Below are 12248 nucleotides of genomic sequence, written 5' to 3'. Positions count from 1 at the left end.
CTGGTATCGTTCGTACATCCGACGATCCTTTGCTTTTTTCATCGCGGTTTCGATTTCTTGAAATGCAACTGTGTTTTCCATTCTGATTTCCTGCCTGTCTAAGTGGTTTCCTAATTATTTCGACATGTAGAAGCTAAATTCTTGCCATTGTTTTCTAATCTTTAGTTCAACTTATATAGATCGAAAAAAGGACCCTCTCAGGTCCTTTTTCGTTTGAGTATGCGTGATTTAGGTAATACACCATGACGAGAGTTCCCGAATCGTTTTTGACCTGAATGCCGCTAGAACCCCTGCCATCAGAATAGCATCGTGACAGTCGCATATATCTTTTAAGAAATTGTGTAGTTCTTTCAAAGTCGCATTGGCATGAAAAACTAAGAAAGCCTTATAAATGTTCAATATTGTAGCAAGGTCAATTGTTGTGCGCTCTATCCTTTCAACTATTTATTCTTCTGCTTTGCAACTTGCATACCGCCTATGATAATCATGATAATCCCAATTACTGCTAGAATAATCCGAACTAAGAATGGGCTCAATGAAAACACAGTTTCACCTTGCCAGTGCAATCCGAACAACCTTTCATTCAGCCCCACAATCGCCAATAATGGCTTAAGAAACAAACTGAGCGCTAATAATACTATCCCCCAAATAATATTGCTATTCATTGATTCAAAACCTACTTTCCAATTAATGTAAATGAAGATTAGTTCACAATAAAACGATCTATCATTGCCTTTCTAGAATTTTATCCGATATTGTGTTTTCGTAATCGCAGCTGAGTGAAGTTCAACTAACGTTCTTCGTCGCAATAACTCTGGGCATACCACAATAATCAATCTAAACTCAAATATGAACGAATAAGGATGACTTTTTACATTTTACATTGATTCGTGGAAGCAAAATCCGATTTTTCAAGGTATTTTGAACTCTTATGCCCTCTTATAATCACAAATTGTACTTATAACGCTCACTTAGTCGCCTGTAATACAGCCAAGTTCTGATTGAGAATGAACCAAAATTTAGAATTAATACTGCAAACAAAGTCATGTTTATAATCTGCATTTTATCCAGATTGTGATTGGACATCAGGTGAATATTTGCCCCTATGGTTAAAATATAAAAAATGACTAGTGGAAGAAACATACAAGAATAGGTGATGGCGATGCGCCTAGCATGTTTTAATTGATCTGATTTATCACTGTAAATTTGTGGCTGTTCCTCGCCCATTGAATATTCACGGCTCCATAGGGTCCATTTTTGAATAGATGAGGTGGAAATAAAAGCACTCTTCCAGCCGGCATCTCTGTGAATGTCGAAGTAGCCTTCATCTGCAATATTTTGATAATCCGCGCAATAACTTACTTTACGAGGATTTCCCATTGTAAAATAAAAAACGGTTCCTGTTTTACCAACACGATAAAGATTAAACCCGTGTTCTTCCATTGCTTCGAGCCACTTTTCAAGCTTATCCGGAGCATACATCCATCCAAATCTTCTCTTAACAATTAGTTGACCTGATCGTCTTAACCGCTTCTCTTCATCCTTGCTTAGCCTTCTTTCAATTTGGCCCCTCTCCTGCAGTTCCTTTCGTTGTATGTTTTCTCCGATTAATTTCTTGTTTGTCTTATTAATTTTAATTACAGAATAAAGTGTAAGTACCCATAGGGCAATTCCAATGCCTATTAAAAAGTATGTTAAAATCCAAAGAGGACTTTCGACAAAATGACCAGGTACATCTTGGAAAAACATTACCGAACCGAGGATAAAATTAAATATAGCAATGACCGTTAAATAAATTAAAACACTCGCGAAAATGTACAGTATTGTCTTATTATGTTTGACTATACCTTCGCGTACAGGGAAGGTCTTAATTTGATCCAGAGGCTGTTCATTCGCCGTTACATACCAGTTTCCACTCTGCAAAACCTTCACCCATCCATCATCTAATAAAACTTTAGACAGCGAATTGGTTCGAATTTTATTGAACCCGATCCTGTACATTCCTTTTCTCGGCTCGCCTTGCTGAAAGAAAAAATGCCGTGTTCCTCGATTTATTTTTACTAATTCATGTCCCTTTTCTGCCATAGATGAGAGCCACTCTTCGGTTTTCTGCACATCGTAGCTCCAGAATGGCCTAAATACTTTTGTAATCATAAAAACCCTCCCCCGTATTTCAGTGCATTCTGGTACAGCTCTTTAAGTCTATCGATCTCAGCTGTGATTAATTTATGTCCAATCTCAGTCACTTCGTATACCGTTTTTCTTTCCTCGTCGGCAAATACTGTTATAATCCCGTCTTTTTGCATTTTTGTTAAAGTTCCGTATACGGTGCCTGAACCTAATCGAATTCGTAAATCAGTAATTTCTTCCACATGTTTAACAATTCCATATCCGTGACGCGGTTCAACTAAAGATAAGAGAATATAAAACGCCGTTTCTGTCATGGGTACATACTTTTTCAGCACTTTTTCAGTGTCCAGAATATCACCTGCCTTGTCTTTGTACCCGTTTGACTATGTCACAGGTATATATGTCGTGTTTCGACTATATCACGACGTGACATAATGTTCAACAATAAAATACAAAAAGCAAAGAACTTCAAAAGCAAAACGGTAAGTCGATGCATGTTTATGATAGTGATGGAACAATTAACAGGCATTATTATGAAATGGCTGTTCTCACGGAACTTCGGAATTATGTCCGTTCCGGTGATGTATCCATTGTCGGCAGCCGTCAGCATAAAAACTTCGATGAATACCTCGTTCCGAAAGAGAATTGGACACGAATCGAACCCGGCATTACAAAAAGAGATAAAAACAAGCCAGATTCTCCTAAGCGTACGGATTATCCGGCTTGTTTGAATAAATTTTCGCTTAGCGTACGTTTTCCGCGTTTTGTTGGCGGTACCCCTTATTAGCGTAATCTGCCCGTTACTTCAATAAACCAAAAAAGAAGCTTCCCATCGGCTTCTTTAAAATGGCTTAACGACCATAAGCACCAATATGGCAATCATCAGCAGCTGTGCTGCCGTCTCGATTGGTATGATCTTTTTTATCAGCAGTCCGAACTCGGTGGGTATTTCATTACCCTGGTCTTGACTTTCAGATATGATCTTTATGATCTTTTTCATACGCGGCTCGATCCATCCGTCGATCATGACGACCATGAGCAGCGATAAAAAGATGGATACATTCAGCCACATTTGGGATAACCCCATCTTGGTTATGATCATAAGCAAAACCCCGGTTAAAATAAGCACGGCTCCGCCAATTTTAGGCAATATGGCAAATTTGGTCGTTATACCAAAAGCAAAGTGCAGCTGGCCGACGGTTCTAGCGGATCTTCGAATGATGGGGATCACGAAAGCGGGGCCAATTATGGCGATCGAAGCCAATATATGCAAAACGAGCAGTAATCCAAACAAACCCTTTATCCCCCTTCTCCTCAGTGCACCGTAATATTGCTTTGATAGGCTAGACCGACACCGGTCGCTCAGCGCGACGGGATAGTTCTGTCTCATTCTTCCACGATTGCAACCGGACGGGCCCAGCCGGCACTCGCCATTTCTACTTTAATCGGAAAGCAGCAGACTTTGAAGCCAAACGGCTTCGGAATTTTCTCCAAATTGGCCAGCTTTTCAATCTGGCAATATTCCCGGTCTTTGCCTACATAATGCGCTGCCCACAGAACGCCTTCCCGCGGCTGCTTTTTATACGCTTCGGCCTGCAAGTTGAGCGGAATATCCCAGCCCCAGCCGTCGGTACCGACTACCTTGATGCCTTGGTCCAGAAGCCACAGCGTAGCATCGGCTGATACCCCGGCATGAAGGAACGCATAATGTTCGTGGTACAGCCGCTTGTCCGCATCGCTTCGGATGAGAACGATATCGAACGGTTTCAGCGTATACTCGATCCGTTTCAGCTCGGCAATCAGGTCGTCCGTCGTAATCTCGTAACCCGGCGGCTTCGTGCTGAAATCGAGCACCACGCCGTCTGAATAAAACCATTCGAGTGGCAGTTCGTCAATCGTTCTTGCATGCTTCCCTTCCGAAGTCGGCCAGTAATGCCACGGTGCGTCGATATGAGTACCTGAATGCGTATTCAGAGTCACTATTTCTGTCGCCCATGCCTTGCTTTCCGGAAAATCCTCCTGCTTGAGACCAAGTGTCGCCGCCGCTTGCAGCGCCCCGTCTTCATGGGTCGCATATTCGATCTTCGCCGGCAATGGCTCGCAGATACGCGGACTAATGGGCACGCTCAAGTCGATAAGCTTCATCATAATCCCCCTTCCCTTATCTCCCGATTCATTTACATTATACCAAATTGTACCACCAGCCGACAGGCCAATGTATCCGCGAAAAAAGAAGGAGCATGTCGCGGCGTGACATACTCCTAGAAATCCGGGTGATTGAAGTAATACCTTTCTTTTGCTTCTGGCTTGATCTTATGAGATCTTCGGAGCGGCGCGCATGCCGAGGTAGCAATAGACAGAACCGTCTTTTAATGTAGAGAAGACCACAGGCATCCAGTCTTGGCCGGCACCGGCACCGGCAAACACCGTCTCCGATACGGGAATAAGGGTGATTTCCAGTGGCGGTGGCGGGGCTTGCCGGCCGTCGAATATTTCATATCGCATCTGGAGTGTTCCACTGCACTCCGTGACAGTCATAACCACTCCTTGACGTTTGTAAACACCAATAAACGGCGTGATATTAACCGTTGGCGGCTGCAGCGCCGGTTCAAAGGCGGCGTTATGCATGCTGGCACCGGCCAGTTCCTCGAACAGTTCCCTAAAAAGAATCGATTGGAGTAAGTCCGAATTCCCGCCGTTGGCCAACAAGGCTGCGGCGACACCGCGTCCGGGCACAATACGCAAATATCCGTTCTGCCCTATCGTGGCGCCGTCGTGTCCGAACACAGGGACCCCGTTCCAATCGTAGATCATCCAGCCAAGTCCCCATCCTTCGTTGCCGGCTGTCCACTTATCAGGCGTTTCGGCCTCCAGCCTTTGCATCGCTGCAATCGTCTCGGAAACCAAAACGCGGGTACCATCTGGCGTTACGCCGCCGTTAAGATGCATTTGTGCAAAACGGACGAGGTCGGCAGCTGTAGCGCATAAGGCTCCGCCGCTGGGACCTAAGGATCGTGGCAATAGGTTCCAGAACGGAGCTGGTTCAGGGTTTTGACCGTCCTCGCCGCCCAGATGCCCCATTGCCGCTCGAAACCTCAGTACTTCCTCGGGTAACGTCACCGTTCCTGCGAGTCCGAGCGGAACGAGGAGCCGGTCCCTTAAGGCATCATCCCACGTCTGATTCGTCAAAACCTCAACAATGCGGCCCAGGACGTTGTATCCTACGCTGCTGTACGACACAACCGTCCCCGGCGTGCTTTCCAATCTCAGTTCCTTGCAGACCTCGATATATCGGGTTAAGCAGTCATCGCCGCGTCCGGTGTCGATTGTAAAATCGCTTGTCAGACCGCTGCTGTGGCTGAGCAATTGCCGGATGGTGATTGCTTCAGTTCCCGGAATGGCAAGCTCTGGGAGCACATCCTTTACGGCTACGTCCAAATCCAGCTTACCAGAATCGGCCAGCTGCATCACTAGCGTAGCCGTATACACTTTCGAAATGGATCCAATCTGGAACAATGAATCCGTTGTTGCTTTCACTCGGGTCCCAGTGTGCAGCAAACCGCTGGCCAACTCGTAAATCTGCCCGTTGACGAGTACCGCAAGTGATGTTCCCGGTACGTTGCAGCTTGCTCGCAGTTCATCTAGCCTCTTTTGCCAGTCATTCAAGTTGAAGCTTTCCGCTACCTTTTCCATGTTAATGTCCTCCGTCATTTTATTAATACCTACCGAAGGTATGAAAAGGGGTAAAAAAGATCTGCCTTAGAAGGCAGCTATCAAAAGAATTGCGATTCATGGCACCGCTTTTATTTCTTCTCGCTATAAGAACGAAAAAACACCTCATACCGTTCAATCGTTTGATTATCCAACAGATCAAGGCCTATTCCCTTAAATAGTTGCTGAAAGAAGCGGCATCTGAGCAGCATATCCTCGGGCGAGGCTTCGAAAATCATGGGGGTTAGCCATAGGTTGCTGAGTAGCATTACCGTCTCGCTAAGCTCCTTGGGAAATTCCGTTTTGATCGATCCGTCTGATATCCCCTGTTCAATGATAGGCTGTATATAATCGGGGACAGCACCTTCGATTACGCTTTGCAATTGGGCTGCCAATATCTTCGGATTTTTCAAAAGATTTGGAGCCGCAGACATCATCTTCAGCTGTGCGGGATCGTGATTCAAAGAGACTCGTATGATTTGACGAAGCTTCTCCAGACCGTTCAGCTCCTTGTTGTCCCGGACTGAAGCCAATCTATGTTCGACTGCATTGTAAAGTTGCTGGAGCACTGCCGCCATGATCTCTTCCTTCGACTTGAAGTGATGATAAATGGCTCCCTTGGTAAGTCCTCCTAGACCATCAGCAATATCCTGAATAGAAGTGCGCTCGTACCCTTTTTCCAAAAATAAACTTAACGACACGCTCAGGATCTGCTTTAGTGTTTCTTCAGGATATTTATTTCTTGCCATCTATGCCCCGCCCTTTCATACATTCTGTAGGTATGTAAATAAAATAAATCATTTATCTTCAAGTTGTCAAATACTTCTTATCGCATCCCGAGGGAGACACCATTGAAGTTGTCATCCAGGTTGCCAATTTGGCAATAATTTGCCTTTGCCTGCTAACCATTGCGCTGCTGTTTGTACTCATCGTGGAAATGAACCATTGGATTCCCTCCTTTTTCAGGAACGCGGTAAAGCTTGTCAAACGTCATATCGGGGACGAAAATCGGCGAAAAATCCGCCGCGGAGCATAGTTTCCAAAGTTCTTGCTCATTTAGTTAAACAAATTTACAGCGCATATAAGCTGAAACAGCCATAATCGGTATACACCGCGATTGAATCACGCGTAAAGGCAAGCGAGCATGTTTTCACAATGTGCTCCACCGGGAATGTCATGGTTAGCTGAAAGGACTGTTGATCAAACAACTCCACATGCCCGTACCGGTACAGTGCGATCCGTCCGCGCCGCGAATCGAAAGCAGCCGCCTTCACGTCTTTTCTCTCCCAAATGACTTGTTCACCCGCTGCTGCTTGCCAATCGTAGCCGTACAGCGAGGAATACGGTTCCTTAGTGAATAACGTTGAATTATCCGCTGAGAACGCCAGCTTGTCCGTAAGCGACGCTGCCGCTTTCTGTACTTCTGTTGTTGTCCCTGTCGCAAGATCGACGACCATAATATGACTTGGATCGATGCAGTAAGCCAGCTTTGTGCCGTCCGGCGACAAGGCGGCACACAGTTGAGGGGTGTGCTTCTCATACATCTTTACGTCGATCGGGTAAGAAGCGTACGGCGCGTCTGCTCCCAGATCATAGACGACAAGTTCGTTCCCATCCGCCCAGACAGCGCGTGTTCCTGATACGTCCAGTGTACTTGCATGGCTTGTACCTGGCCGCGCATAGTGCTTTACATCACCCGTCTCGACGGATAGACCGACAATGGCATGGTCCCGATTGAGCAACAGCAAGTTCGCTTCAGCAACCGCGATCAGCTCGTAGTTCATACCAGGACATGGCAGCTCATAAGACGCTCGCAGCTCCCCGTTTGGTTCGATCCAGCATATCGTTTCTTTCACAAAATCCCAATCAATATGGCTGAACCAGCACGTATCGGAGTCGCCCCAACCGCTGACGGGCATAAAACCGGTGTATCCTTTGCTTGTATACAAATGCAGCTTGGGCTCTCCTGCGGCTGCTTCGGGACGAACGTACACCATTCCCTTTTTCAGCCTGCTCCATACTTCCTTCTGGATGTAAGCTACCGCGGATGCCGCGTCGGCATGTTCCTTCTCTTTTTGTTTTCCACCATTGGCTGAGGTGAATGTGCGATGGTCCTGCTGTTGGATAGACCAAGTTTTGTTCGTCTGCTTATCGTGCAACGTACGTTCCATCCGTTTGTCTCCTTCTGTTTTTTGTTATTGAGATACAATTACTGTTCAAGTCCTTCAAAATTGCATCGCCAATCAGACACCCACGCGGGAAAATATCCTAATCGGTGAGCTACTCTCTGTGAAGCGAGGTTACTTGCGATTACGTCATAACTCGGTATCTCTCCGCGTTCCAATATTTCAAAAGTTAATCTGTTTACAAGATAACTAGCCAATCCCAAATTACGATGCTCGGGTAATACTTCTATGCCAATTTGCCACAGTTTTGCACAGGTTTTGCTTGCTCCTGCCACACCAACAATTTCCCCAGCTTGTTTTGCAAGCACAGCTAGATCAGTCTGCCAGGGAAGATCCGTATCATATATAACAGCTTCATTGAATCTTGTAACATCAAATAAACGGACCACTTCTTCTCGCTTAATCAGCTCAAATGAAAAAAACTTTGGCGGTGTCATTGGCTTAATTTTTTTTACATCAGGCAGAAAATGCAAGTAAAGGCCTCTGATAAATGGTAAGGAGAATACGGTATCTCTGTTTTTGCCCTGCATCTGTGTTTTGGCAATTAATAACCGTTCGGGTGTAGCCGATACTACAATTGATTTTCCCATAGACAGGATTTCGAAATAACGTGACTTCCTCGGAAATGGTCTGCATCCAAGATTTTCTTTAGCTTCAACAAAAATAATGCTGTCCTTTTCGCCGTTCAGGTCATCGATAGAGCAATTCAGGTCAATAGCAAGTTGTGATTGCACAATGAACAGCATTTCTTTTTGTGTCATAATCATTGTTAACCTTCCTTTCGCTTCGGGGACACAACGAAGCATCCTTGTGATAGACTAAAAGCAATCTCTTGATCAACTACCAAAAGAAATCAAATCTCCACCAGCGTAAAAAATGAAGGCGTAGCTTCAAAAAAACAAGTTTGCTACGCTTAGTTTCGTATTGCCATTTTTGAGTGTCCGCAGGCCGCCGCGGCAGCCTGTTGTTTATTCTTGAGCTATAGCCTGTTAGCTTAACAATGAGCTTGTGATTAATTTTTTTCCGAATCAGGGTGAAGTTTATTTTCGATTAGTATGAAATGATTGAAAATACCTATTACAGATATTTTATTGTCCTCGTCCCCGAAAATATAAGAATCCGCTGTCATAAAAAAAACTTGATCCGTGAGATGTGACGCCAACAAATCATTCTCAGAATGGAAGCAATTCGAACTTTCGGTAGGAACACATTTAAGTCCCTGGACGTTTTGCAGATACATTCGATAATCTTTAGAACTTGGCTTTGAAAGGGCCATTACGAGTAATAACAGGGCGATTACAAATACTACATATCTTTTCTTCTTGATATTCCCTTTCCTCCTAACAGAGTTCTCCATTCTTGTCATTAAATTTGCGGAATCCAACATAAAGCCAGCCATAACTGCCATTAAAATAACATTCTATTTTATGTTACATCTTTATAGCAAGAAGTCCCTCCTCAAATTGAAAATTTAATCCTTGTTATCTCAATTTAGACGCACAAAGATACGATTAAGTTGTAGTAAACTACCCGTCCGTAATAGATCCTCCTTCGGGACCATTTGGTAACTCGTTCGAAGGTATACACCCAAACTTTTTATCAAATTCAGACGAAGAAGACTCCTTCCTCAAAGCGGAAGCTTAGGTAGGAGATGAATCGTCTTCGGACAAGGGGGGCAACTTTGCCATCTCAATTGTCCGACATGATTTTCAAGCAGTTTCTTTCCCATTTGAAATCGAACTGATGTTCTGGTATAATGATAGATATGGGGGGATTGGAAATGAGTATGAATACGATTACGATCAAACTTCCTTTGTATCGGCCCACATTGGTGAAACAAGACATGTATAAAACCATGCGTTCCCACTTCTCACAAGCTAGCAATCAAGCCCTTCTGTACCTACAGGAGCCCCCAATACGCAACGCAACTGAGTTGGATCGCCTGCTTCGTTCCATACCACTACCATCAACACTGCTTCAAGAAGCAAGAAAAATGGCTGTAAGCCGGTATCAAGATTGGCGGAAGCATGCCAACACCAAGGGTTTTCCTTCCTTTCGAGCAAACATCTCGATTCTGTTTGACAATCAGAACTGGCGGCTCCGTTTCGATCAAGGACGCCTGAAAATCGGTATCCCCACCATCGATGGCCATCTAACCATCGATAAATATGTGCCTGTGAGCGCCAACGATTATGCTTTGTTTTGGGTGAACTACCTTCTGACCGGGGAAATGGATCCAGACAGCAAACACTTAAACCTTCGTACGAAGGAATCTCGAAACCGAAAAAAGGGAATGCGCAGCTTTTTGAGCGAAAGGGAAAGTGGTATTTTGCTTTCACCCTTTCCTTTGAACTTCAGGAAACACCGAAGAAGAACAAAGCGATTGGCGTTGATCGCGGATTACGCCTCATTGCGGTTGCCGCCGATGCCGATAAGGGGAACTACCTGACCTTTAACGGCAAACGTATCGGCCATCTCCGCAGGCGGTATGCCCGTTTGCGAAGGGAAATCCAGCAAGCGAAAAATATGAAAGTGCTCAAACGACTCGCACATAAAGAACGACGAATGATGCAATATTGGAACCATGTCATGGCCAAAAATATCGTGCAATTTGCGCGTGCGAGCGGGGCATCCATCATCAAGCTGGAAGACCTAAGCCACATTCGTTCGATGAAAAAATACTGGAAGCGTGCAGATCGCAATATTCATGCTTGGGCGTTCTATGATTTGGAACGGAAGATCACCTATAAAGCCGCTTTAGCCGAGCTAAACGTGGAAAAGGTGAATCCCTATAAAACCTCTCAGGAATGCAGTCAATGCGGAATCATTCGGAAGAACCATCGCAGGAAATATCAATTCCAATGCTCTTGCGGCTATCACGATAACGCGGACGTCAATGCCGTCTTCGTCATATCCCGCAGACCATCTCTTGTCATATAAGACAAAACGACGGCGTAAAAAGCCGTTGTGCAGGGCTAGATACCTTGCATAAGGCACCTGACTGTGCTGAATACCTAACCGAGAAGTTCTATCCGTCACACCAAAGACGTTCAACAGGGACGGAACTGAACCCCGGAGTTTGCTCGGATACAGAAACGGGAGTACGCACCTCTTCTGTGATCATGGAACAAATTCCTAGGTAACGGTAACTGAACCTGCTTCACGCTAATGAGGCGAATAAGGGGAATCCCCCACCTCTAAGCAAAGTGTAGGCGGGGGAGGATGTCAACTGCTCTCCCATGGAAATGAATGTGGCATACCAATGGATTATTTTGATTTTGTTTATTCGGTTTATGCCATAGGCTGGACCACCGACCTTGAGGGTACGTTTTGCCGGATCGCTTCTTACCTGAAAAAAGACGGCGTATTTATTTTCAGCTGGTCTCACCCTATACACAAATGTGTTGTTGCAGAAAATAATAGGCTTACCTTTAAAAAATGTTATTTCGACGAATCTTGGTATTCGGTATCCCTTGATGAAGGCACGCTAACATTATCCGACCGTAAACTATCAACCTATGTGAATGCGTTGGCAAAAGCGGGATTTGTAATTGAGCAAATGATTGAGCAATCTGATGATGAAATTATGCAATCAAGGGGCGATAACAGCGATTTTGCAAAAAAAGCAAAGATGCTTCCTGTAACTTTTGTAATCAAAGCAAGAAAACTATAGTATCCGATAGCTTAATCATGACTAGCAAATTTGTAAGCCGTTCGAGACCCCCAGAGGTAAAGAACGGCTTTCTGGAGATACCTTCAGAATTGTCCGTTATGAAGGTCTGTAAATGCGACACTACTTTTGCTTCGCCATATCCTTCCGGTGCGGGAACACCCTTTTCAGCCGATCGCACTTCTCAAAGCTGTCATATTCCCAAATAGCGAATATCTGATCTGGTTTATTCAGTCGTTTCCCCTGCGCATTACCTTGCGGTGTTCCTTCACCATATCGTTTTTCTGGTATTAGGGGACCTTTATGGATGGAATCGCACCGCCGTAAGTTTTCTTAAGCAATCCTTGCTCTTCCATTATGGAGAGGTCACGCCTGATCGAATCGATGGAAACCTGGAACTTCTCCGCCAATTCTTTGGCCAAAACACGCCTTTCTTCATTCAATAAGGCTAGGATTTTTTCCCGACGTTCTCCAGCAAACATGCCTGTGTCTCCCCTCGGCAAGCTTTATTTCTCCTGTATATGTTCATTCATGCTTAAAAAAGCCAAAGA

At 44.8% G+C, this 12248-nt stretch carries 11 protein-coding genes and 2 pseudogenes; 3 read left to right on the top strand and 10 right to left on the bottom strand.

The annotated features are described in order from the left end of the window. Window positions 1-440: 440 nt before the first annotated feature. The 3 genes from ACFQ0N_RS36305 to ACFQ0N_RS36295 all read right to left on the bottom strand — a co-directional run bounded on the left by ACFQ0N_RS36305 (window position 441) and on the right by ACFQ0N_RS36295 (window position 2444). Entirely contained in the window at window positions 441-665 is a 225-nt protein-coding gene (locus ACFQ0N_RS36305) for a hypothetical protein (RefSeq protein WP_379335041.1), read from the bottom strand. A 280-nt stretch (window positions 666-945) separates the two neighbouring features. Beyond that, on the bottom strand, window positions 946-2154 hold the full coding sequence (locus ACFQ0N_RS36300) for a DUF2812 domain-containing protein (protein WP_379335039.1): 1209 nt from the start codon (window positions 2152-2154) through the stop codon (window positions 946-948). Beyond that, window positions 2151-2444 carry a PadR family transcriptional regulator gene (locus ACFQ0N_RS36295; RefSeq protein WP_379335037.1) on the bottom strand — a complete coding sequence of 98 codons (294 nt, stop codon included), beginning with the start codon at window positions 2442-2444 and terminating at the stop codon, window positions 2151-2153. Before ACFQ0N_RS36295 ends, ACFQ0N_RS36300 begins: the two co-directional genes overlap by 4 nt. A 176-nt stretch (window positions 2445-2620) precedes the next feature. Here ACFQ0N_RS36295 and ACFQ0N_RS36290 point away from each other — a divergent pair, with 176 nt between their 5' ends. Further along, window positions 2621-2917, top strand: a complete 297-nt coding sequence (locus ACFQ0N_RS36290) for a hypothetical protein (protein WP_379335049.1) — start codon at window positions 2621-2623, stop codon at window positions 2915-2917. Window positions 2918-2971: 54 nt separating this feature from the next. Here the strand turns inward: ACFQ0N_RS36290 and ACFQ0N_RS36285 are convergent, their stop codons facing one another. From ACFQ0N_RS36285 to ACFQ0N_RS36260, 6 genes are all read right to left on the bottom strand, one after another. Beyond that, window positions 2972-3424 carry a DUF2269 family protein gene (locus tag ACFQ0N_RS36285; protein WP_379335035.1) on the bottom strand — a complete coding sequence of 151 codons (453 nt, stop codon included), beginning with the start codon at window positions 3422-3424 and terminating at the stop codon, window positions 2972-2974. Window positions 3425-3516: 92 nt separating this feature from the next. After that, on the bottom strand, window positions 3517-4275 hold the full coding sequence (locus ACFQ0N_RS36280) for a cyclase family protein (protein ID WP_379335047.1): 759 nt from the start codon (window positions 4273-4275) through the stop codon (window positions 3517-3519). Between the two features lie 168 nt (window positions 4276-4443). Then, window positions 4444-5823: a serine hydrolase domain-containing protein gene (locus ACFQ0N_RS36275; protein WP_379335033.1), complete on the bottom strand. Its 1380-nt coding sequence runs from the start codon at window positions 5821-5823 to the stop codon at window positions 4444-4446. A 110-nt stretch (window positions 5824-5933) separates the two neighbouring features. Next, a complete protein-coding gene (locus ACFQ0N_RS36270) occupies window positions 5934-6590 on the bottom strand; it encodes a TetR/AcrR family transcriptional regulator (protein WP_379335031.1) in 657 nt (218 codons plus the stop codon). Between the two features lie 321 nt (window positions 6591-6911). Then, the gene (locus ACFQ0N_RS36265) at window positions 6912-8012 is read right to left on the bottom strand and encodes a hypothetical protein (protein ID WP_379335029.1); all 1101 of its coding nucleotides are present in this window, start codon (window positions 8010-8012) and stop codon (window positions 6912-6914) included. A 38-nt stretch (window positions 8013-8050) separates the two neighbouring features. Further along, the gene (locus tag ACFQ0N_RS36260) at window positions 8051-8791 is read right to left on the bottom strand and encodes a GNAT family N-acetyltransferase (RefSeq protein WP_379335045.1); all 741 of its coding nucleotides are present in this window, start codon (window positions 8789-8791) and stop codon (window positions 8051-8053) included. Window positions 8792-10229: 1438 nt separating this feature from the next. Here ACFQ0N_RS36260 and ACFQ0N_RS36255 point away from each other — a divergent pair. Both ACFQ0N_RS36255 and ACFQ0N_RS36250 read left to right on the top strand, forming a co-directional pair. After that, a complete protein-coding gene (locus tag ACFQ0N_RS36255) occupies window positions 10230-10967 on the top strand; it encodes an RNA-guided endonuclease TnpB family protein (RefSeq protein ID WP_379335027.1) in 738 nt (245 codons plus the stop codon). A 290-nt stretch (window positions 10968-11257) separates the two neighbouring features. Continuing rightward, a pseudogene (locus ACFQ0N_RS36250) lies at window positions 11258-11700 on the top strand (class I SAM-dependent methyltransferase); the annotation flags it as partial. Between the two features lie 308 nt (window positions 11701-12008). Here ACFQ0N_RS36250 and ACFQ0N_RS36245 read toward each other — a convergent pair. Continuing rightward, window positions 12009-12179, bottom strand: a pseudogene (locus ACFQ0N_RS36245) (DeoR family transcriptional regulator); the annotation flags it as partial. Between the last annotated feature and the right edge of the window lie 69 nt (window positions 12180-12248).

Origin of the sequence: Paenibacillus sp. GCM10027626, assembly GCF_042676285.1 — a bacterium.
GTDB lineage: Bacteria > Bacillota > Bacilli > Paenibacillales > Paenibacillaceae > Paenibacillus_Z.
This window is presented reverse-complemented; position numbering and strand designations above follow the sequence as displayed.